This is a genomic window from Comamonadaceae bacterium OTU4NAUVB1 (assembly GCA_024372625.1).
Classification (GTDB): domain Bacteria; phylum Pseudomonadota; class Gammaproteobacteria; order Burkholderiales; family Burkholderiaceae_C; genus Variovorax.
On sequence record CP099605.1, the window covers coordinates 759,354 to 781,435 of the forward strand.

A 22,082-nucleotide genomic window follows, 5' to 3' on the forward strand; every position below is an offset into this window, starting at 1 on the left:
TTTCAAACAATGCCTTTGGCTTTAAGCAAACCCGTTTCTGTCCATCCAAGCAGTTTTCAAAGCTGCAATAGCGAGGGCCTCAAGGCAGGGGAGTGCGATGAGGCCCTCTTGAGCACCTGAACCGAAGAACAAGCACCCCTCTTGGCGGAGGGTTCGAGTTTATCGGGTCGGGTGGTTTTTCGACTAGTAGCCACTGACCAACCATGAACCAATCTCAGACTCCCGTTCAGCAGCCTGCCGATGAGCGGCTGCTGCGTCTCCCCGAGGTCTTGACCCGCATTCCAGTGTCGCCTTCGACATGGTGGGACGGCGTCAAGGCAGGTCGTTTTCCAGCGGGCGTGAAGCTTGGCCCGAAGCTGACCGTATGGCGCGCTTCCACGATCGACAGCCTGATCCGTTCTCTCTGAAAGGGCGGACACCATGGAAACGATTCACGGCGATACGCCGGGCGCGAGCACGCCTGCTGATCTGAAGCAGCTTGCCACCCTGCGCGCTCGCTTTGCCCTGCTGGGTCACGAGCTGCGCGTGGTGACCAAGAGCGACAGCATGTTCTACGAGGTGCACCGCTGGGGACAAAGTCGCCACTGCAGCACCATCCACGACTTGGAAGGCTTCCTCGCGCAGCTCACAGGAGCGAAGCATGGCCTTCGTTCGTGACCGCCTGCCGGAGGCTATTCCCTACTTCGAGAGCGAAGGTCTGCGCCTCACAGGCCCTGGCAAGTGGAAGACCGCGAAATGCGATTTCCACGGCGGCAGCGACTCGATGCGCATTAACACGGAGACGGGTGCATTCGTCTGCATGAGCGGCTGCGGCGCCAAAGGCGGCGACGTCGTGGCGTACCGCATGCTCATCGCCGGCGTCGACTTCGTGCAGGCCTGCAAGGACCTCGACGCCTGGCAGGAGAACGACCGGCCATCCCGCATGAAGCCGCTGCCGTTCTCGGCGCGGGAAGCACTGTCCGTGCTGCGCTTCGAAGCGCTGCTGGCTGCTGTCGCCGCTGGCAACATCGCGAAGGGCGTTGTCCTGACCGATGACGACCGACAGCGACTCCTGCAGGCCGCCTCACGCATCGAATACATCGCGGAGGAAGTCGGATGACGCCGCGCGCCAAGACGTACGAGGAGACAGCGGCGGTCTTCGATCACCCACTGCGATCCGCGCCTGGCCCTGCGCTTCCAATGCGGCGCCTGATCTACCAGCTGGCCCAGGATCTGCCGGACGAGCCGGAGTTCGAGGACGAACTGGTCGAGGGCCTGATCGGCCGCCAAGCCATGTCCGTGATCTACGGCGACAGCAACAGCGGGAAGACCTTCCTGGCGATCGACTTGGCCGCATCCGTGTGTCTGGGCACGCCGTGGATGGGCCGGAACGTCGAGCCGTCGCTGGTGGTGTACCTGGCCACCGAAGCGCCGCGCTCAGTGCGCGAGCGCTTGAAGGCCTACCACCGGCACCACGAATGCAAGGTGCCGATGCTGGCCATCGTCGCGTCACCAGTGAACCTGTTCGACACTGACGGCGACACCAAGGCGCTCATCGCGCTCGTGAAGGAACTGGAGACCGAACACGGCATGACCTGTGGCTTGGTCATCGGCGACACCCTTGCGCGCCTGAGCGCTGGCGCGAACGAGAACAGCGGGGAGGACATGGGCGTGGTCGTGAAGCACGTCGACCGCATCCGCGCGGAGACGGGCGCGCACTTCATGCTCATCCACCACTCGGGCAAGGACGCGGCGCGCGGCATGCGCGGCTGGAGCGGCCTGCGTGCGGCGACCGACACCGAGATCGAGGTGACCTCCGACGAGCTCGCTGGCACGCGCACCGCCGAGATCACGAAGCAGCGTGACATGGGAGGGAAGGGCGATCGCATCGGCTTCCGCCTGGAGACCATCGACATGGGCCCGGGGAAATGGGGGAAGCAGCGCACGTCGTGCGTCGTCGAACCCACCATTGCCGCCGACAAGCCGGCGCGCGGCAAGCGGCCCAGCGAGGTCGCGGGAGCCATTACCGAGTTCCTGACGGTGCGCGGCAGTGGATGCCTTCGTGGAGCTTTGGTGAAGCATTTCGACGGCAGGTACCCGAGCACGTCGGTCTATCGCGAGATCAACAAGATGCTCGACGCCGGCCTCTTGATCGAGTCCGTTGGCATCGTCGCGCTACCAGGCCGCCCGGGGGTGAATCCTTGATACACCTCTGTTACGAAAGTCTCCAACTGCTGAAAAAGTGGGCAGCAGAAAACTGCCCTCAGATTAAGCAGGCGAGGGAGGCGCTTTTCTCCTCTTGTCTCCAACTACGTGCAGTGTGCAAAGCCAGCATCCATGCGGGTTTCCAGGGGAGTCTCCAACTTGTCTCCTATGTCTCCAATGAGCAATCGGAGACAAGGTTTCAGGTGTCTCCAACTGTCTCCTCTCCCTATAGGGGAGAGACAGAGGAGACAAACCCGGCCAGGAGACTGGCGCCTGCAAGCAGGACGCATCAGGGGGCGACGACCATGAACTGCGCCAGGAGAGAGCCATGAGTAGCTTCGATGACGCGTTCGTGGTGATGGCTTACATGGCGTTCCTGAACGAACCCAGTGCGGAGACCGGAGACAACTTGGCCGCTGCGCTCGCAGACCAACACCCGGCGCTCCTATCGTTCGAAGAGCTATCCCGCACCTTCCGCAGGCATGTCTCGGAGCTGCAGCACAGCCGCCTGCTTGATGCATCAGGACAGGCCGGCGTGAACCTGCTCAACGAACTGATCGCGGATTGCAAGGGGAAGGGCATCTCATGAGCGCCCTGATTCAGCAAGCCAAGACAGTCCGAGCAACCGTGCTTTTCGTGCTGGTTGCGCCGGACGTGTACCGCCTGGGCCTAGACGGCAACACAGCGATCTATGCGCCGCGATCCAACGCGAGGAAGACAGCATCGATGCTCCATGCCTTGGCTGAATCACGAGGGCAGTGGGTGAATGCATCCGGCCTGCTTGAAGGTGCCGAGCGCACCCGTCCTGACAAATGCGTGCGACAAGCCTTGTTGCGTGGCGTCGACCAGATCGGCAACGTCTCAACGAAGCTGGCCGCCGCGCTGAGCACGATCGAAACCGAAATGCGCGGAGACGAGGTCTGGGTCCGTGTGCTCGACCGCGAGACCGGCTTTTTCATCGAAACCGTGCCAATGCCGTTCCACCTCCATTCCTGAGCTAGGACGGGCGGGCACCCGCTGGGATCATCAAATGCATGACCTCAGCCATTCCCTCTTCGCTCCGTCACGGCATCAACCGGTGCCGCTCTTTGCTTGCCACTAACCAAGCGGAGATAGAAGCCTGTGTGTCTGACATGACACGCAAGGATGTCGATCTGACGGACGAGCTCGAGCGCCTGACGGCTGTCGGCAATGCTCTGCGCCAACGCCTCGGCACCTACGAGCATGCGGCGATGCTCGCCTCCGAGCAAAGCGCAGACGACCAAGCCGAGCAACGCTTGGCACGCGATGCTCATTTGGCTCGGCTTGCCTGTGAGGCAGCCGAGTACCGCAGCGTGCTCGCTGCTGCTGTCACGAGTCAACTCGAACAGCTCAAGGTTTCCATCGAGGCCTTTTATAAAGCCGACGAAGAGGCGCACGCCGCCTTTGTTCGAGCTGCCTCCCCCAACGTAGTCGACGGGCGCTGCCGCTCCCAAGTCTTCGAGGCCATCACGCGCGCCTTGGCTGAGACCGCTCACGTCCAGCCCGATCCGGAGGCGTGCAAGTGGAAAGCCGGACGTGTCCGTGCCTTCATGGCGGAAAAGCTGCGCGACCCCTCGCAATTCGATGTCTGAACCACCAGGAGCAAGCCATGTGCGTTGAATCTTTGATCGCTCTGGGCCTCTCGGCCTCTACCGCATCCACCGTGGGCACCGTCGCCTCGATCGCCGGCACCGCTGCTGCTGGCGCTGCTGCAACCTCCGCCCTGGCGAAATCGCCGAAGGTCGACGCGCCCAAGCCGTTGACCCAGGCCGACAAGCCCGCGCAGGCTGCTCAGGCGGTGGACCGCAATGCACTCCTCAAGCGCAATGCCACGGCCGCCCAGGGCGCGCTCGCGGGCAATGGCAGCACGCTCTTGAGCGGAGCGAGCGGCATCAATCCGGCCTCCCTCAACCTTGGCAGCAACTCGCTGCTCGGGAGCTGACATGAGCTTGAGTGACGTCGAAGTGTTCTACGGTTCCAAGCCTGCCGCTGCACCAGCTGAACCCGCTCCTGCACCAGTTCCTGCGCCCGTTGTGGTGGCCGAGCCTGCCGAGTCAGCGCCCGTCGATGAAGAGCAGGCCGAGGCTCAGGCCCCTGTCGTCGAGCAGCCGGCCGAGAAGGTCGAGCATGTGAGCGATAGCCCTCCTGCGCCCTGGGAGCGCACGCCAGAGGAAGTCTTGGCGTCCAGCTTCTACGACCCGCGCACGACGTACAAGACATCCCTCAACGCCATCGAGCAGGCCTACGTCAGCCGCGGCGCAACGCCCGAGCAGGCCCAGGAGGTCGTCGGGCAGTGGTGGCCGGCCCTGGGTCGCCTGAGCGCCGACGGTGGCGACATGAGCCAGGTTGCCGACGCTGTTGCCGCTGTCACGCGTGAGCTTCCGCCGCCGGAGCGCGTTCAGGAATGGGCTGGCCAGAGCATGCAGCTGCTGCGCTCGGAGTACGGCGACGACGCCGGCCAGATCCTGAAGGACATGCGCACGATGGTCGCCGCTGACCCGAAGGCCAAGGCTTATCTGGACCTGACGGGCCTGGGCAACCATCCGAGCATCGTTGCTGCCCTGGCCAAGAGCGCTCGAGCCTTCCGTCGCGCGGGAAAGTTCAAGTAGCGCGATGCCTGCTTGGAAGCCAGGCCAGTCCGGCAACCCGTCAGGCCGAGCGAGCAAGGGCACGATCGAGGCCCGTGTCGCCCTGCGCCAGAACATTCTGGATCGCATGCCTGCCGTCGTAGAAAAACTGCTTGCCCTGGCTCAAGAGGGTGACGTGCAGGCCGCGCGCACGCTCATGGAGCGCGTGCTGCCATCGGTGAAGCCTGAGAGCCTGCCGGTCCTGCTGGACATGGCTGGCGCGACCACTGCGACCGAGCAATCCGCCCTGATCGTCAAGGCGATCGTGTGCGGACAGATCGCACCCGACGTTGGCTCTGACCTGCTTGCCGGCATCGCCAACGCCGCACGAATCGCTGACTTCGATCAAGTCGCAGCGGACGTGCGTCAACTTCGTGAGGAGCTGAGCAAGAGATGAACCGATCCCCTGTCGACGACGAGCGCCGCCGGTGGCATCAGAGCCCAGAGTGGTCCGGCACCGCGCCGAGACCACCCCAAAAGCCTCTGCAACCCAGCCAAGTGCGCATTGGTTTCGAGGAAGCCATGCGCGAGCGTGCCTTCCAGGCGAGCTACAGGAGTCGCCTGCTCTACGACCCGTTCAAAGGACGCACATGACCGCACGCAGCCTGCTCGAACAGCTCAAACGCGACCTCGTGCGCCGGAGTGGTGGTGCCGCGGGTGTCTTGGGAGTCAAAGGGCTTGCCGAGCGCATGAGGAAGAAATGGCTGCCCAAGTACCACGCAGACGTTGACTACTACCGCAAGCATGGAGCGCTGCCTCCGCAACCAATGCCACCCACCCGGGAAGAGCTGGAGCAGCGCCTTGCCCAGTACGAACCCGGCAGCCTTGCCCACAAGATGACCGAGCGGTCACTTTTCTACTTCGACCGCGTCTTCATTCCTGGCCCGCCTGGCGAGGGTGGCGAATGGGTCCTGCGCGAACCACAGACCGGAGACTGATATGTCCACCACCATCCGCCTCGCCGTTGAGCAGGACGTCGACGACCTCGTTGCAATGGGCCGCGATATGCACGCCGAGAGCCCGCGATTCCGGACCATGGGTTTTTCAGAAACCAAGGTGCGCCGCCTGCTCACGATGCTGCAAGGTACCTCGCCCGGCCTGCGCGGCTGCATGTTCGTCGCCGAGCGCGACGGCACCCTGATCGGCATGGCTCTCGCAATCCTGGATCAGCACCTCTTTCACGATGAGCGATTCGTCACCGACTTGGTGGTGTTCATCAAGCCCACGCACCGACCGAGCCGGGCCTTTCCCAGGCTCATCCAGGCGATTGAGTCATGGTCGATCGAGCAAGGCGCCGCCTCCGTGATCCTAGGCGTCAGCACCGGCGTGCACGTCGAGCAGACCCTCGAGATGTACGGCCGCATGGGCTATGCCAGTGCCGGCTGCACCCTGTCCAAGACGCTTGCAGGAGATTGAACATGGCCGACCAATTCGATGCGGATGCCGCAGTCCGAAGCTTCATGAATGGCGCTGCACCAAACCCCGAGGTTGCACTGCGCAGCAGCCTCTACGACGCAGTAACCAAGAACCCTGACCAGGCCGCCGAGTGGCGCCGCACCGCCGCGACGATCGGCGTGCCGGTGGACACCGCCCAGGCGCTGCCCGACTGGTCCAAGCAGCAGATAGCACTTCAGCAGATCAACCCGACAGCCCTGGCTCGAATGAATCCGGCTACTACGGGCTTCCTGACTGACCCGCAGAACGCCGCTGTTGCGCATGATGACGTCGGGGTCCTGTCGCAGTTAGAGGGCGGCATCGTCGGCGCGGCCAAGTACCTCACTGGCCTGGGCGATGCGAAGCGCAGCCTGCCGAAGGACCTGCTGGCCGGCGCGATCTTCAAGGCGAACCAAGGCATGGCCGGCGTCCTGCAAGCCGCCGTCGAGATCCCGGCGAAGGCTCTCGATCCGCTGGTGGGCAGCCTGCTCCCGAGCAACCCGCTCACGCCCGTGGCCGAGTACCTGGCCTGGGCCGGCGCCACCTCCGCCGCGCGTGCCAAGGAACTCAGCCCGGCGACCGACAGCTTGGCCGAGAACGCGTTCTCGAGCGGCGTGCAGTCGATGGGCTTCAATCTGTCGATGCTGCCGCTGCTGATCGCGACGCGCGGTGCGGGCGCCGGACCAGTGCTCACCATGATGTCGGCGAACCAGGGCGGCCAGTCCTACCAAGAGGCGCGCACGCAGGGCCTGAGCCCGTTCCAGGCGCTGCCGTATGCCGCCTCCCAGGCCGCCATCGAGTACGCGACGGAGAAGCTGCCGCTGGGCGTGCTGCTGAAGGACCTGAAGGCTGGCACTGGCCTCATGAAGACGCTGGCGCACAACGTCGCGACCGAGATCCCTGGCGAGCAGGTCGCGACCGTGCTGCAGGACCTCAACTCGTGGGCCGTCCTGCCCGAGAACCGCGCCAAGCCCTTCAGCGCTTACCTCGCGGAGCGGCCCAGCGCTGCCGCCTCGACGCTCATCGCCACTGTGGTGGGTTCAGGCGGTCAGGTCGGCGTGATGAAGGCGGTTCAGGCGGCCGCAGACCGCGTGTCCGGCGTCGATCGGCAAGCCCAGGAGGCCCAGCAGAGCGCCCAGCAGGTCGAGCAGATGGCCAAGGTGGCCAGCACCAGCAAATTGCGCGCACGTGACCCGGAGAGCTTCCGCCTGTTCGTCGACCAAGTGACCGAGGCCAATGCCCAGGCGCCGAAAGAGTTCTACATCGACGCCCAGACGCTCGCCAACACTCTGAACCAGTCAGGCATCGGCCAAGCGGAGATCGAGCGCCTGGCGCCCGGTGTGGCCGCTCAGATGAAGGCTGAGAACCAGCTGCCCGGGGCCGACATCCGCATCCCCATCGCTGAGCTGCTGGCTGCCGATCCGGCCATCACCGCATCGTTGATCGATCACTTGCGCGTGACGCCCGAGGACATGAGCCGGGCCGAGAGCCAGCAGTTCACCCTCAACCAGAGCCAGGAGCTGCAGAGCGCCGTCGAGGGCGAGATGGCGCGCGCCGTGACCGAGGCCGACATCGCTGGCCGCGACGCCAACGTGCGGCTCTACTTCGAGCAGCAGCTGGCCGCGACGAACCGTTTCACCGCCCAGGCCCGCCTTTCCTATGCGTCGATGTTTGAGGCCTACTACCGCACCCAGGCCGAACGCTCCGGCATGACGCCCGAGGTCTTCCTGGACCGGTACCGCCTGGAGTTCACCAACGCTGCTGCGCCTGGTGGCCGCTCCGTCAGCCAAGGACAGCAGCGCGGCCCGCGCGCAACGCTCAGCTTCGGCGAGGACATCACTGCGGCGGCCAGCGTCATCGGCCTGGGGAAGAACGCGGATTTGAGCAGCGTCCTCCATGAGGGGGGACATTTCTTCCTGGAGGTGCAGAGCGACCTTGCAGGCCGCATCCAGGGCCGCATCAACGCCGGCGAGGACGTCAGCGCCAGCGAGCGCCAGATCGCTGTGGACATGGGCACGCTGCTCAAGTGGATGGGCGTGACCGGCACGCCGACGCTCGACGCGCTCACCGACTGGCAATCAACGCCGCTCGAGCAGAAGCGCAGCCAGCACGAGAAGTTCGCGCGCGGTGTCGAGACCTACTTCATGGAGGGCCAGGCGCCCAGCGTCGAGCTGCAATCTGTCTTCGATCGCTTCCGCTCCTGGCTGGTGTCGATCTACAAGAAGCTGTCCAACCTGAAGGCCGATCTGTCGCCAGACGTGCGCGGTGTGCTCGATCGGATGCTGGCGTCGGACGACGCAATCCGGGCCGCAGAGGACGCGCGCAACCTGGGACCGCTCTACACCAGCGCGGAACAGGCCGGCATGACACCTGCGGACTTCCAGGCCTACCAGGCGCTCGGCAAGCAGGCTACGGCCGACGCAGAGGCCGAGCTGTCGATCCGCATGATCCGTGACATGCGGCTGCTGTCGAAGGCCAAAGACAAGGCCCTGCGCGCTGCCCAGAAGGAGGCAGACGCCCTGCGTGCCGAGATCGAGCAGCAGGTGCGCCGCGAGGTGCTCGCTGAGCCGATCTACCGCGCGCACCAGTTCCTCACCGGCAAGGCGCAGGACAGCATCCAGCCCGGAAAGATCGCGCCGGAGGACGTCGACACCACGCTGGGCAACGGCAAGCTGCGCACGGCCCTGGTGAAGGAGATCGCTCCGGAGGCCTTTGCCGAACTGCGCCGCATGCGCATGACCAGCGAGAAGGAGGGCATGCACCCCGACCTGGTGGCCGACATGTTCGGTTTCAGTTCCGGTGACCAGCTGCTGCAGGGCCTCGCGATGGCGGGCCCGCCGGCCGACGCCATCCAGGCGCTCACCGATCAACGCATGCTGGAGACGCACGGCGACATCGCCAGCCCAGAGGCGCTCATGCGCGCGGCCGAGCGCGCCATCGCCAACGAGGCCCGCGCCCGCATGGTGGCGACCGAACTGCGCGCCGCGGCCAGGGCAGGCAACGGCCGTGAGGGCAGCGTCGACGTGATGAGCCGCGCCGCCCGCGACTTTGCCGAGCGTGTCATCGCCGGCCAGCGCATCAAGGACGTGCGGCCCAAGCAGTACATGGCCGCCGCCGGCCGCAGCGCCAAGCTGGCGATGCAGAGCCTGGGCAACACCGCCGAGCTCGCCATGCACAAGCGCAATGAGCTGGTGAACATCCACGCCGCGCGCGCCGCGTCGAATGCCCAGACCGAGATCGAGGCCGCACACAAGTACTTCCAGCGCGTGGTAAAGGCCGACATCCCGAGCGACTACATGGCCCAGATCGACGCGCTGCTCGAGCGCTTCGACATGAGCCCGAGGACGTCGAACAAAGCGATCGAGCGACGCAAGAGCCTGCGCAAGTGGGTCGACGAGCAGCGTGAGCTTGGCCGAGACCCGGACATCAGCGAGGAGCTGCTGGACGAGGCGCGCCGCGTGTCGGTCAAGGATCTGACGGTGGACGAGTTCCGTGGCCTGGTCGAGACCGTGAAGCAGATCGAGCACCTGGGCCGCACGAAGGAGCGCATGCTGACGGCCAAGGACGAGCGCGACTTCGCCGAGGTCAGCGCCGAGCTGATCGGCAGCGTGACCTTCAATGCCCAGGGCCGCAAGGCAGACACGCGCACGCCGAAGACCGAGCTGGGTCGCAAGCTGCAGGGCCTGCGCAACTTCGGTGCCTCGCACATCAAGGTGGCGACCCTGGCGCGCGTGTTCGACGGCGGCAAGGACGGCGGCGCCTGGTGGGAGCGCGTGATCCGTCCGGTCAATGAGGCCGGCAACATGGAGACGCGCATGAAGGCTGAGCTGACCGAAAAGCTCACCGGCATCATGGCGCCTCTGTTCGAGTCCGGCGCTTCGATGACCGGCAATGACCAGTTCTTCCCGACCATCGGTCGCAGCCTGAACCGGCAGGAGCGCATGGCCATCGCCATGAACTGGGGGAACGCCTCGAACCGACAGCGCCTGCTCGGTGGCGAGAACTGGACCGAGCAGCAGGTGCAGCCCGTGCTCGACAGCGTGACAGCCGAGGAGTGGCACGTGGTGCAGAACGTCTGGAGCCTGTTCGAGTCGCTGCGCCCGCTCATCGCCGCCAAGGAACTGCGCGTTTTCGGGAAGGAGCCCAACTGGATCGAGCCAACGCCGTTCGTGACGTCGACCGGTGTCACGATGAGCGGCGGCTACTTCCCAGTGACCTACGACAGCTCGGCCAGCATCAGAGCCGAGGAGCATGCCAACGCCGAGGAGGCGCGCCAGCAGATGAAGGGCGCCTACAACGCCGCCACGACGCGCCGCAGCTTCACCAAGACCCGCGCCGAGGAGGTCTACAACCGGCCGCTCCTGCTGTCGTTCCAAGGCATGTACGGCAGCCTGAACGCGGTGGTGCGCGACTTGGCCTATCACGAGGTGCTGATCGACCTGAACCGCCTGCTGCGCTCCGATGCGATTGACGGTGCGGTCCGCTCCACGTTCGGGCCGGCGGTCATCAAGCAGTTCAGCGACTGGCGCAACGACATCGCCGAGGGCGACGTGCCGGCGCAGCGGCAGATCGACAAGCTGGCAGGCGCTGTCCGGCGCAACGTCAGCTTCGTGGGCCTGGGCTACAACGTGGTGAGCGCGGCAACCCAGCTCACTGGTGTGGCCCAGTCCATTGCCCGGGTCGGCCCGCAGTGGTTCGGCATGGGCCTGAAGGCCTACTTGGGCGCGCCGATCGTCAAGACGCGCGAGGCCAGCGCCAAGTCCGAGTTCATGGCCAGCCGCACGCGCACGCAGTTCCGCGAGCTGGCCGAGCTGAACAACAAGGTGAACGGCCAGAGCGCGATCCGGGAAGCCATCGTGGCGAACGGCTATGTGCTGATGTCGCGCGTGCAGCAGATGGTCGACGTGCCGACCTGGCACGGCGCCTACGAGAAGGCGATCGCTGACGGCAGGAACGAGGCGACAGCCGTGCAGCTGGCCGACCAGTCGGTGATCGATGCCCAGGGCGGCGGCGGCATCAAGGACCTGAGCGCGATCGAGCGCGGCGGCCAGACACAGAAGCTCTTCACGTCGTTCTACTCGTTCATGAACACCGCGCTGAACATCCTGGTGGCGCGCGGCATGACGCACCGGTCAGCAGCGCATAGCGTGGTCGACTTCACCCTCATCGTGATGGTGCCCAGCATGATCACGTCGCTTCTGAAGGACGCTCTGATCCCAGGCGACGGCAGCGACGACGACAAGGCGGTCTGGCGCAAGCTGGTTGCCGCCGGCGCGGACAGCCTGTTCGGCCTAGTGGTGGGCGGTCGGGAGCTGTCGGAGGCCGCGAAGAAGCTGCTGGGCGTCTCCGACTTCGCCCGCGGCTACAGCGGCCCGGCTGGCCTGCGCATCGTCGGCGACCTCACCAACCTGAGCACGCAGGTGCAGCAGGGAGACGCTGACCTCGCACTGCTCAAGGCCACGATCAACGTCGCCGGTGACCTGGTGGGCCTGCCTGCTGCACAGATCAATCGCACCCTGACCGGTGGCGCTGCCCTGGCGCAGGGTGACACCCAGAACCCGGCTGCACTGGCCTTCGGTTACCAGAAACCCTGACAGGAGAACCCGCATGATCATCAACACCAACGAGCTTTTCAGCTCCGTCCAATCCCTGCCGGCGCTTGGCGATGCCGTGTCCCAGCCCGTCGAGAATTTGTCGATGGGCAACCTGCTCGATGCTGAGCGGCCCTTCCTGCACATCCGCACCGCCGGCGTGGCGCCGCGCTCGGAAGGCCTGTCGGTGCTGGAGGTGGGCCTGCTGCACTCCGATGACGGCCAGCGCTTCGCGTGGGCAATCTCGCCCATCCCTGACATGGAGATCCGGACGTCGACGCCTTGGGCCTTCACGCCGATGCGCCTGCCAGGTGGCCTCAAGCGCTTTTTGATGCTGCGCTACCGGGTGACCGGCGATCGCCTCATCGCGGGTGCCCTGACGGCGTTCCTTTCCGCCGATGCGGTGCCGCCTTCGCCAAAGGCACAGCCTGCACAACGCGAGCGGCGCCAGAACGTGACCGCCCAGCACGAGTACTACCCGTCAGGTTTCAGCTTCCCGCACTACTACAACCAGCCAGGGAAGTACGAGGAACAGGCGGCAGGAGGCTCGCAAAAGGCCTAGACGGAAGAACTGGCTGCAAGCATTCACGCAGGCTTGCGGATCACCAGATTGATGCCAGCTTTCTGCAGCGTCGACAGCTTCCAGCCGCGGGTGCGCAGACTGAAGTCAACGTCGGGCTTAGGCAGCTTGCCCTGCCTGATCCAGCGGCGCACGGTCTCGTCGCTGACGCCACCGAAGTAGGCACGGAGGTCGCGGCGCCAAATCATGATGTCGACCTCATCCGTCCTCATGCCTTCAGTCCTTGTAGGTAGGGCACAGGTTAAGCACTTCGTTTGACGTCATGAGAGAACAGCTTACGAAGTAACCTTTTCGGTTAAGCAAAAAGGGTTTGTCAGCACGTAAAAATGCAAACTTTTCTGCTGCTTTAATACTAAAGGTTATTAACGTTTCGTTGACTTTGCCTACTTCCCGAAGCTAAGATCGACAGCAATATGCCCCCCACCTCTGGCCCCGGCGCAAGCGCGGTGTGTCATGTGGGGGGTTTCTCTTTGTGGGGCCCGTCGAGTCTTGATGGTAGTGCTGAAGCCTCATCTATCCCGTCCGAACCAAGTTGATCGCCTTGCCGAGCGTGGTCTAGAAATCAGAGACAGGGCTCAAGCCCTGGCTGCACTTCAAAGATTTGGTTACTACAGGCTATCAGGATACTTTTATCCATTGAGGAAAACTAAGCCTCGTGGTGAGCAAGGACGCCTTGATGAGTTTGTGGATGGAGCAACCTTCGATCTCATCGTTGCCTTGGCAGAGTTCGACAAGGCGCTCCGTGTTCATGTCATGCATGCGGTTGAAACGATTGAAGTTGCGTTTCGTGTGGCCATTGCATACAAACTGGGCCCGCTAGCACCAGATGCTCACTTGCAGTCTGCGTTTCTGGATGGTCGATTCGTCGAGAAACCTTCATACGACCGACCTTCGAAGCATGACGAGTGGATCGTCCGCTATCAGAAGCTATGCACGCAGTCCAAGGAGGACTTCGTCAAGCATCACAAGGACAGGTATGGCGGCCAGATGCCTATCTGGGTGGCGATCGAGTTGTGGGACTTCGGCCTACTTTCTCGGTTTTACGAAGGGATGAAACCTCGAGATCAAGGCAGCATCGCTAGCGCTTTCGGCCCTGTCGACGGCAGGATGATTGCCTCATGGCTTCGAAACATCTCCTTCGTGCGAAACGTGGTCGCCCATCACGGTCGGCTTTGGAACCGCACCAATCCCTCAACCTTAGTGCTGCCCAAGGGCGATCGAGTGCCCTATCTAAGCGGGCTGGGCGATGGTCCACGAGGCAAGCTCTACGAGACGCTTGCATGCATGCGCTTCCTTTTGCGAACCATCCAGCCACATTCGGAGTGGCATACCTACTTGAAGCGGCAGATCAATACGTTTCCAGCGTCTGACCTTGTTTCCTTGGAAGCTGCAGGCTTCCCGACCGACTGGCAAACAAGACCTCTATGGAACTAGGATCAGATTCGTTTTGATGGCCTGGTTGATGGAAAAAACCATGAAGAGACGATTTAACCCCTCTATTAGTTGCGCTTAGGCGGACACACTCTCCGCCATCGACGCGTCGCGCTCGCGACCGCCATCCGTTTCCAGCACGCTCCAACCCTGTCGGCCACAAGCATGCCGGCGGTGCGCAACCACGCGTTGCAGGTAGAGCGAAAGATCGCATCGACGACCTTGGTCGTCCGCCGCTGCGTTTACGATGCCCGGCTGCCCGCCCAGGTCGGCGCCGCCAACCACCGACAGAAGAAGTACAACATGCTGACTGCACTCGCTTACGCCATGATCCTCGTGTTCATGGCGCTGATCATGACCAAGCGCCTGTCGGCCATGGTGGCGCTGATCATGGTGCCCATCGTCTTCGGCCTGATCGGCGGATTCGGCATGGGGCTGGGTCCGATGATGCTCGACGGCATCAAGAAGCTCGCGCCCACGGGCGTGATGCTGATGTTCGCGATCCTGTACTTCGGCATCATGATCGATGCCGGGCTGTTCGATCCGGCGGTGCGCTGGATCCTGAAGCTGGTGGGCAACGATCCGACCAAGATCGTCATGGGCACCTTCGTGCTGGCCACCTGCGTCTCGCTCGACGGCGACGGCTCCACCACCTACATGATCACCTGCGCGGCCATGCTGCCGCTCTACCGCCGGCTGGGCATCAGCCGGCTCGTGCTGACCTGCGTGGTCATGATGGCCGGCGGCAACATGAACATCCTGCCCTGGGGCGGGCCGACCGCGCGCGCGGCCAGCGCCCTGGGCGTGGACGTGGGCCAGCTGTTCGTGCCGATGATCCTGCCCATGGTCATCACCGGCGCCTGGGGTCTGGCGGTGGCGTTCTGGCTGGGCCGGCGCGAGAAGCGCCGCCTGGGCACCATCGATTTCTCCAGGATGCACGACGCCCCGGGCGACGACGGGATCGCCGTGTCCTCCGTGGCGCGGCCCGGCCTGATCTGGGTCAACCTGGCCCTGACGGTCGGACTGATGGTGCTGCTGATCATGGGCGTCTTCCCGCTGCAGGTGCTGTTCATGGTGGCCGCGGCGATCGCATTGATGATCAACTACCCGCGCCTGGAGCAGCAGAAGGAGCGTCTCGAGGCGCACGCGGCCAACATCGTGCCGGTGGTGGCGCTGATCTTCGCGGCCGGCATCTTCGTGGGCATCCTGTCGGGCACCAAGATGGTCGACGCGATCGCGGCGAGCGTGATCTCCGGCCTGCCCAACTGGCTGGAGCCCTACCTGGCGGTGGTGACGGCGGTCCTGAGCGTGCCGTTCACCTTCTTCATCTCGAACGACGCGTTCTATTTCGGCATCCTGCCGATCCTGGCCAAGGCCGGGGCGGTGCATGGCTTCACGGCCGCCGAGATCGGCCGCGCCTCGCTCATCGGCCAGCAGGTGCACCTGCTGAGTCCGCTGGTCGCCTCGACCTACCTGCTGGTGGGGCTGGCCAAGGTGGAGTTCGGCGACCACCAGCGTTTCACGCTGCTGTGGGCGATGTCCTCGGCCGTGGTCATGCTGGCCACCACGCTGCTGCTCGGCGTGATCCCGCTGGTGCGATTCGGCTGAACGGGAGGTGGAAATGAACAAGCGCATGTCCGGGGACTCGATGGGCGGGACCACGCGCCGTGCCGCGGTCGGGGGCCTCGTCGCCCTGGGGGTGAGCCCGTTCGCGGCCGCGCAGCACAACGCGCAGCGCACCGACGAACTGCTCGACTTCGCGCCACGCGGCCGCCCGCCGGCGGGCTACGAACCGGCCTACGCCGCCATCGTGCGCGCGGCCGAGGACGAGGGGCGCCTGGTCATCTACTCGACCACCGACCTCGCCGTCGTCCAGCCGCTGATCGATGATTTCCGCTCGCTCTATCCGCGCATCGCGGTGGAGTACGAGGACCTCACCAGCACCGAACTGCACCACCGCTTCGTCGCCGAGACCCAGCTCGGGCGCGACAGCGCGGACGTGCTGTGGAGCTCGGCCATGGACCTGCAGGTCAGCCTGGTCGAACAGGATCACGCGCTGGCGTACGCGTCGCCCGAGGGTGCGAGCCTGCCGGACTGGGCGCGGTTGCGCGACCAGGCCTGGGCCACGACCTTCGAGCCGATCGTCATGGCCTACAACAAGAAACTGGTGCCGCGTCCGCCCCGCACGCATGCCGACCTGGCGGCGCTGCTGGAGCGCACGCCGGCGCTCAAGGGCAAGGTGATCACGTACGACGTGGAGAAATCCGGCCTCGGGTTTCTGCTGGCGGCGCAGGACGCGCGCGCGACCCCGGCCTTCTGGGACGTGGCGCGCGCCCTGGGCCGCGCCGACGTGCGTTTCGCCGCGACCACCTCGACGATGCTGGGCCGGGTGGCCAGCGGCCGCGAAGCCATCGCCTACAACGTGCTCGGTGCCTACGCGCTGGCGCAGGCACGGCGCAATCCGGACATCGGCGTGGTGTTTCCCGAGGACTACACGCTGGTGCTCTCGCGGCTGCAGTTGATCGCCCGGCGCGCCGCGCGGCCGAACGCGGCGCGGCTGTGGCTCGACCATACGCTGTCGCAGCGCGGCCAGACCCTGATCGAGCGCCAGGGCATCTACGCCATGCGCGCCGACGTGAAGGGCGCGGCCACGGCGGCGCAGCTGTCACGTCAACTCGGCGCGACGCTGCGGCCGATCCAGCCGGATGCCGATCTGACGCACGACTTGCAGCCCGACGCCTACCGCGCGTTCATCCGGCGCTGGCGCGACGCCCTGGGACAGCCGCTGCGCCGCGCGGCCTGAGCCGCCTGCGTTGCGGGCCAGCCGCCCGACGCCGCTTCTATGACCGGCATACAGCGTGCCTATTCGCCCGCATCATGCTTCTGGGACAGAATTTCGCTTCCTTTCCCACCGCATGACGGAGTTGCCTCATGGAAAAAGACAAGAACGAAGCGAAGTGTCCCTTCAGCCAGGCATCGGGTGCCGGCAGAACCAACCGAGACTGGTGGCCCGAGCAATTGCGCCTGGACCTGCTGCATCAACACTCGTCCAAGTCCAACCCCATGGGCGGGGACTTCGACTACGCGGAAGCCTTCAAGCGTCTCGACCTCGCGGCCGTGAAAGCCGACCTCGCGGCCCTGATGACCGATTCGCAGGACTGGTGGCCGGCCGACTTCGGCCACTACGGGCCGCTGTTCGTCCGCATGGCGTGGCACAGCGCCGGCACCTACCGCATCGGCGATGGGCGGGGTGGCGCCGGCCGCGGCCAGCAGCGCTTCGCGCCGCTCAACAGCTGGCCGGACAACGTGAGCCTGGACAAGGCCCGTCGCCTGCTCTGGCCGATCAAGCAGAAGTACGGCAACCAGATCTCCTGGGCCGACCTGCTGATCCTGACGGGCAACGTCGCGCTCGAGACGATGGGCTTCAAGACCTTCGGCTTCGCCGGCGGCCGTGCCGACGTGTGGGAGCCCGACCAGGACGTGTACTGGGGCCGCGAGGACAAGTGGCTCGGCGGCGACAAGCGCTATTCGCGCGGCTCGCCGGGCGTCGAGGGCCACGGCGTCATCGACAAGGACGACGACAGCGAGGTGACCCACTCCCGCGATCTGGAGAATCCCCTGGCCGCCGTGCAGATGGGCCTGATCTACGTCAATCCCGAAGGCCCGGACGGCAAGCCCGACCCGGTCGCCTCGGCCATCGACATCCGTGACACCTTCGGGCGCATGGCCATGGGCGACGAGGAGACCGTGGCGCTGATCGCGGGCGGCCACACCTTCGGCAAGACCCACGGCGCCGGCCCGTCCGAGAACGTGGCGCACGAGCCCGAGGCGGCCGGCATCGAGGCGCAGGGCTTCGGCTGGCACAACCGCTTCGGCACCGGCAAGGGCGGCGACACCATCACCAGCGGCCTGGAAGTCACCTGGACCAGCAAGCCGACGCAGTGGACCAACGAGTACTTCGAGAACCTGTTCAAGTTCGAGTGGGAGCTGACCAAGAGCCCGGCTGGCGCGCACCAGTGGATCGCCAAGGACGGCGCCGGTGCCGGCACCATCCCGCATGCGCACGACCCGAACAAGAAGCTCGCGCCGACCATGCTGACTTCCGACATCGCGCTGCGCGCCGACCCGGTCTACGAGAAGATCTCGCGCCGCTTCCTGGAAAATCCCGACCAGTTCGCCGACGCCTTCGCGCGTGCCTGGTTCAAGCTCACGCACCGCGACATGGGACCACGCGTGCGCTACTTGGGCCCGGAAGTGCCGGCCGAGGAACTCATCTGGCAGGACCCGATCCCTGCGGTGGACCATCCGCTGGTGGATGCGGGCGACGTCGCGACGCTCAAGGACAAGGTGCTGGCGTCGGGTCTGAGCGTGTCCGAACTGGTGTCGACCGCCTGGTCATCGGCCTCCACCTTCCGCGGTTCCGACAAGCGCGGCGGCGCCAATGGCGCGCGCATCCGCTTGGCACCGCAGAAGGACTGGGCCGTCAACCAGCCGGCGCAACTGTCGAAGGTGCTGCGGACGCTCGAAGGCATCCTTGACGAGTTCAACGCCGCGTCTTCAGGCGGCAAGCGGGTGTCGCTGGCCGATCTGATCGTGCTCGCGGGCAATGCCGGGGTCGAGAAGGCCGCGCGCGACGCCGGCCGCGAGGTCGAGGTGCCGTTCGCGCCCGGGCGCGCCGATGCGTCGCAGGCCCAGACCGACGTCGAGTCCTTCGTGCCGCTGGAGCCGGCCGCCGATGGCTTCCGCAACTACGCGAAGGCGGATTTCAGCGTGCCCGCGGAAGTGCTGCTGGTCGACAGGGCGCAGCTGCTGACGCTGACCGCGCCGGAGATGACCGTGCTCGTGGGCGGCCTGCGCGTGCTCGGCGCCAATGCCGGCGACGCAAAGCATGGCGTCCTCACGCACAAGCCGGGCACGCTGACCAACGATTTCTTCGTCAACCTGCTCGACATGGGCACAGAATGGAAGGCGATCGCGGGCCGTCATCAGCAGTACGAGGGCTGCGACCGAAAGACCGGCGAAGCCCGCTGGACCGGCACGCGCGCCGATCTGGTCTTCGGCTCGAACGCGATCCTGCGCGCCGTCGCCGAGGTCTATGCCAGCGCCGATGGCCAGCAGAAATTCGTCGACGATTTCGTCGCGGCCTGGACCAAGGTCATGAACCTGGATCGTTTCGACCTCGTCTGAGTCGCGCACCGGTGCCGGCGCCGGCTTCGGCGGGTCACGGGAGGAAGACGACCGTGGAAAAGCCCCTTTCGAGGGGCTTTTTTCATGGTGGTCCGCCGGGAGGCGGCGGTCGCGCCGCTCAGGCCAGGGCGACCGGATCGTGGAAGCGGAAACCGTTCTTGCCCTCCCGCTTGGCCGCGTACATGGCGGTGTCGGCGGCCTTGACGAGGCGGTCGATGTCGGCGCACGCCGGGCCGTGCAAGGCGATGCCGATGCTCGCCGAGACCCGGCAACCGTGGCCGTTGACCTGGAAGGGCAGCGCGCCGCAGCGCACGATGCGTCCGGCCAAGGCCTCGACGCTGGCGCGCGACTCGAATGCTTCGACGACGACCACGAACTCGTCGCCGCCCAGCCGGGCGGCCACGTCCGACGGACGCAACGCGTGTTTCAGACGCTGCGCGAAAGCGACGAGCAAGGCGTCTCCGGTCTCGTGGCCCAGCGAGTCGTTCACGGCCTTGAAGCCGTCGAGGTCGATGAACAGCACCGCCAGTGGCGTGCCGAGCTGTGCCCTGGCGACGACCTGGCGCAGCAGTTGCATCAGCAGGTTGCGGTTGGGCAGGCCGGTCAGGGCGTCGAAATGCGCCAGGCGACGGATCTGATCCTCGTGCGTCTTGCGCCGGGTGATGTCCATCACCAGGCCTTGCAGCACCGCCGGCCCACCCGCGGCGCGTGCGATCGGCCGTGCGAGCGCATGGATCCAGCGCACGCCGCCCGCCGGCAGGGAAACGCGGCATTCGGTGTCGAACTCCTGGCCCCGGACCAGCGCGTCCTGGATCAGGCGCAGGTAGCGTTCGCGGTCTTCCTCGTGCACCAGCGCCAGGAAACCCGCATCGCCGATCACGCGCTCGCCGGGATCGAGCCCCAAGATCCGGCGGGTCTGTTCCGAACCGGTGGTTTCCTGGCGCGCCGGATCGAAGGTCCAGCTGCCGAATTGCGCGAGGCGCTGGGCCTCGGCCAGGGTGCGTTCGCTCTCGGCGACGGTGCGGAAGGCTTTCATGAGGCGTTCGCGCAGTTCGCTCACGTAACCGGCCATCAAGGCGAACCACGGCATGCTCACGCCGAAGACGAACAAGTTGATGAGCTCCAGCCGCAGATCCAGCGCGTGGGGACGGAATCGGTGCAGCAGGCCGACGACCAGCGCATAACCCGCGACGACGCACAACGCGTGGACCATGAGCGTGCGGATGCGCAGGCCCAGGGCGCCGAACAGGCACACGATCACCAGCAGCACGAGAAACACGGCCCGGCCGCCTTCGGCGGCATAGGCCGCGCCAAGCACGGCCACCGATGCCGCCGCCATCTGCGCCAGGGTGAGGCGGGCATCGTTGCGGGGAGAGTCTCGCCCGGCGTGGAAAAGCCATGCGATGAAGGCCAGCAACAGCAGCGTCGTCACCAGGATGAGCCCGAACACCCGGCCGCGCAGCATGCCCAGTCCATACCAAGCCAGCATGAGCATCAGGGCCAGCAGGTTCGTGGCCGCCGCCAGGAGGTAGCTTCTTGCCCGGATCGCTTGGCGGGCATGGGTCGGACCGGAGAAAGAGGGCGTGCGCATGGTCCTTGACGGGAGAGTTTGCGCACACTTTATCGGCCCCGCGAGGCGCGGGACGGGTGGGTTTCCTGCACGGTCGAGCCGACCGGCGGAACGGAACAACGCCGGTTTTGCCGGCGCTCCCCGTCAGGCCAGACGGCCGAACTTGCTCAGTTCGAAGACCGAGTTGGGCGCGTTGGGCCGTGTCGGTTTGACGGGACGGCGTACCGGTTCTATCTTGCGCGCAGGTTCGCGGTCGAGCATCGGGACGCCCGACGCGATCTGGTCGTCCGCCAGCTTGCGCAAGGTGATGGAGTCCAGGAACTCGACCACGTTGCGGTTGAGCGAATCCCACAGTTCCGGCGTGGTGCAGCGCTCGGCCTGCGTCGGGCCGGCCTTCTTGTCCGTGCCGGCGCGACGTGCCTCGGCGGGCGGGCCGTTCACCGCGAACAGGATGTCGGCGACCGTGATCTCCTCGCTCGCCCGGCCCAGGGTGTAGCCGCCGCCGGGCCCCCGCGTCGAGGCGACGAGGTCGTGGCGACGCAGGTCCGAGAACATCTGCTCGAGGTAGGAGATGGAGATGCTCTGGCGGCGGCTGATCACGCCCAGCGCGATCGGTCCGGCCTTGTGGTGGAGCGCGACGTCGATCATCGCGACGACGGCCAGACGGCCCTTGGTGGTGAGTCTCATGGTGTTGTTCTCCTGACCTGGACGGTGGTGGGTGTGCTTGCGTTGGGTCTCGTCGTCACTCGTCCCTGCCGCCGCCGATGCCCAGCAGCATCAGCACCGACTGGAAGACGTTGTAGAGGCTCAGGTAGACGCCGAGCGTGGCCGTGATGTAGTTGGTCTCGATGCCATCCTTCACGCGCTTCAGGTCATGCAGGATGAAGGCCGAGAAGATGCCGATGGCCAGCACCGACAGGGTGATCATCAGCGCGCTCGACTGGATGAAGAAGTTGGCGATGCCCGCCACCAGCAGCATGATCACGCCGATGAAGAGCCACTTGCCCATCGACGACAGGTCGCGCTTGATGATCGACGACAGGGACGCCATGCCGAAGAAGATCGCGCCGGTTCCCGCGAAGGCCGTCATCACCAGGCCGGCGCCGTTGGCCATGCCGAGCACGGTGCCGACGAGGCGCGAGAGCATCAGGCCCATGAAGAACGTGAAGGCCAGCAGCACCGGCACGCCGGCGGCCGAATTCTTGGTCTTCTCGATGGCGAACATGAAACCGAAGGCGCCGCCCAGGAAGACGATCATTCCGATGCCGGGCGACATCGCGCGCGCGATGCCGGTCTCGATGCCGACCCAGGCGCCCAGCACCGTCGGCAGCATCGACAGTGCGAGCAGCCAGTAGGTGTTGCGCAGGACCTGGTTGCGTTGCGTCGGAGTGGAAAGCGTCCCGGCGTTGCCGTAGACCTGGGTGTTGTCGTTCATGGTGTGTTCCTGGTTGAACCTC

22 protein-coding genes are annotated in these 22,082 nt (G+C 65.5%); 18 read left to right on the plus strand and 4 right to left on the minus strand.

Annotated features, from left to right (window positions below):
* The first annotated feature begins 203 nt into the window (after positions 1-203).
* The 14 genes from NF681_06955 (at position 204) to NF681_07020 (ending at position 12,419) form a co-directional block, all read left to right on the plus strand.
* Positions 204-407, plus strand: a complete 204-nt coding sequence (locus NF681_06955) for an AlpA family phage regulatory protein (GenBank protein ID UST54921.1) — start codon at positions 204-206, stop codon at positions 405-407.
* A gap of 13 nt (positions 408-420) precedes the next feature.
* Positions 421-657 (plus strand): hypothetical protein, encoded by a 237-nt coding sequence (locus tag NF681_06960; GenBank protein ID UST54922.1) that lies wholly within the window; start codon positions 421-423, stop codon positions 655-657.
* Positions 641-1,099, plus strand: a complete 459-nt coding sequence (locus tag NF681_06965; GenBank protein ID UST54923.1) for a CHC2 zinc finger domain-containing protein — start codon at positions 641-643, stop codon at positions 1,097-1,099. The genes NF681_06960 and NF681_06965 overlap by 17 nt, the downstream gene beginning before the upstream one ends.
* Positions 1,096-2,184, plus strand: a complete 1,089-nt coding sequence (locus NF681_06970; GenBank protein UST54924.1) for a helicase RepA family protein — start codon at positions 1,096-1,098, stop codon at positions 2,182-2,184. Before NF681_06965 ends, NF681_06970 begins: the two co-directional genes overlap by 4 nt.
* 328 nt (positions 2,185-2,512) lie before the next feature.
* A complete protein-coding gene (locus NF681_06975; GenBank protein ID UST54925.1) occupies positions 2,513-2,773 on the plus strand; it encodes a hypothetical protein in 261 nt (86 codons plus the stop codon).
* Complete coding sequence (locus NF681_06980) at positions 2,770-3,180, plus strand: hypothetical protein (protein UST54926.1); 411 nt, start codon at positions 2,770-2,772, stop codon at positions 3,178-3,180. The genes NF681_06975 and NF681_06980 overlap by 4 nt, the downstream gene beginning before the upstream one ends.
* Before the next feature lie 137 nt (positions 3,181-3,317).
* A complete protein-coding gene (locus NF681_06985; protein UST54927.1) occupies positions 3,318-3,797 on the plus strand; it encodes a hypothetical protein in 480 nt (159 codons plus the stop codon).
* 71 nt (positions 3,798-3,868) lie between these two features.
* A complete protein-coding gene (locus NF681_06990) occupies positions 3,869-4,147 on the plus strand; it encodes a hypothetical protein (GenBank protein UST54928.1) in 279 nt (92 codons plus the stop codon).
* A 1-nt stretch (position 4,148) separates the two neighbouring features.
* Positions 4,149-4,814, plus strand: a complete 666-nt coding sequence (locus tag NF681_06995; protein ID UST54929.1) for a hypothetical protein — start codon at positions 4,149-4,151, stop codon at positions 4,812-4,814.
* Positions 4,815-4,818: 4 nt separating this feature from the next.
* On the plus strand, positions 4,819-5,229 hold the full coding sequence (locus tag NF681_07000; protein ID UST54930.1) for a DUF5681 domain-containing protein: 411 nt from the start codon (positions 4,819-4,821) through the stop codon (positions 5,227-5,229).
* A gap of 193 nt (positions 5,230-5,422) precedes the next feature.
* Entirely contained in the window at positions 5,423-5,770 is a 348-nt protein-coding gene (locus NF681_07005) for a hypothetical protein (GenBank protein UST54931.1), read from the plus strand.
* Position 5,771: 1 nt separating this feature from the next.
* The gene (locus NF681_07010; protein ID UST54932.1) at positions 5,772-6,248 is read left to right on the plus strand and encodes a GNAT family N-acetyltransferase; all 477 of its coding nucleotides are present in this window, start codon (positions 5,772-5,774) and stop codon (positions 6,246-6,248) included.
* Between the two features lie 2 nt (positions 6,249-6,250).
* Entirely contained in the window at positions 6,251-11,860 is a 5,610-nt protein-coding gene (locus tag NF681_07015) for a hypothetical protein (GenBank protein UST54933.1), read from the plus strand.
* 13 nt (positions 11,861-11,873) lie between these two features.
* Entirely contained in the window at positions 11,874-12,419 is a 546-nt protein-coding gene (locus tag NF681_07020) for a hypothetical protein (protein ID UST54934.1), read from the plus strand.
* A gap of 23 nt (positions 12,420-12,442) precedes the next feature.
* On the opposite strand, the gene NF681_07025 is transcribed toward NF681_07020, so the two are convergent.
* On the minus strand, positions 12,443-12,649 hold the full coding sequence (locus NF681_07025; protein ID UST54935.1) for a hypothetical protein: 207 nt from the start codon (positions 12,647-12,649) through the stop codon (positions 12,443-12,445).
* Between the two features lie 280 nt (positions 12,650-12,929).
* On the opposite strand from NF681_07025, the gene NF681_07030 reads away from it, so the two are divergent.
* From NF681_07030 to katG, 4 genes are all read left to right on the plus strand, one after another.
* Positions 12,930-13,871: an Abi family protein gene (locus NF681_07030; GenBank protein ID UST54936.1), complete on the plus strand. Its 942-nt coding sequence runs from the start codon at positions 12,930-12,932 to the stop codon at positions 13,869-13,871.
* Positions 13,872-14,171: 300 nt separating this feature from the next.
* The gene (locus NF681_07035) at positions 14,172-15,476 is read left to right on the plus strand and encodes a CitMHS family transporter (GenBank protein UST54937.1); all 1,305 of its coding nucleotides are present in this window, start codon (positions 14,172-14,174) and stop codon (positions 15,474-15,476) included.
* Positions 15,477-15,489: 13 nt separating this feature from the next.
* Positions 15,490-16,671, plus strand: coding sequence for an ABC transporter substrate-binding protein (locus tag NF681_07040; GenBank protein UST54938.1), 1,182 nt, complete (start codon positions 15,490-15,492; stop codon positions 16,669-16,671).
* A 128-nt stretch (positions 16,672-16,799) separates the two neighbouring features.
* Positions 16,800-19,055 carry a catalase/peroxidase HPI gene (gene katG, locus NF681_07045; protein UST54939.1) on the plus strand — a complete coding sequence of 752 codons (2,256 nt, stop codon included), beginning with the start codon at positions 16,800-16,802 and terminating at the stop codon, positions 19,053-19,055.
* Positions 19,056-19,173: 118 nt separating this feature from the next.
* On the opposite strand, the gene NF681_07050 is transcribed toward katG, so the two are convergent.
* The 3 genes from NF681_07050 to NF681_07060 all read right to left on the minus strand — a co-directional run bounded on the left by NF681_07050 (position 19,174) and on the right by NF681_07060 (position 22,060).
* Positions 19,174-20,646: a sensor domain-containing diguanylate cyclase gene (locus NF681_07050; protein UST54940.1), complete on the minus strand. Its 1,473-nt coding sequence runs from the start codon at positions 20,644-20,646 to the stop codon at positions 19,174-19,176.
* Between the two features lie 123 nt (positions 20,647-20,769).
* Positions 20,770-21,312, minus strand: a complete 543-nt coding sequence (locus NF681_07055; protein UST54941.1) for an Rrf2 family transcriptional regulator — start codon at positions 21,310-21,312, stop codon at positions 20,770-20,772.
* Positions 21,313-21,367: 55 nt separating this feature from the next.
* Positions 21,368-22,060, minus strand: a complete 693-nt coding sequence (locus NF681_07060; protein ID UST54942.1) for a Bax inhibitor-1/YccA family protein — start codon at positions 22,058-22,060, stop codon at positions 21,368-21,370.
* Between the last annotated feature and the right edge of the window lie 22 nt (positions 22,061-22,082).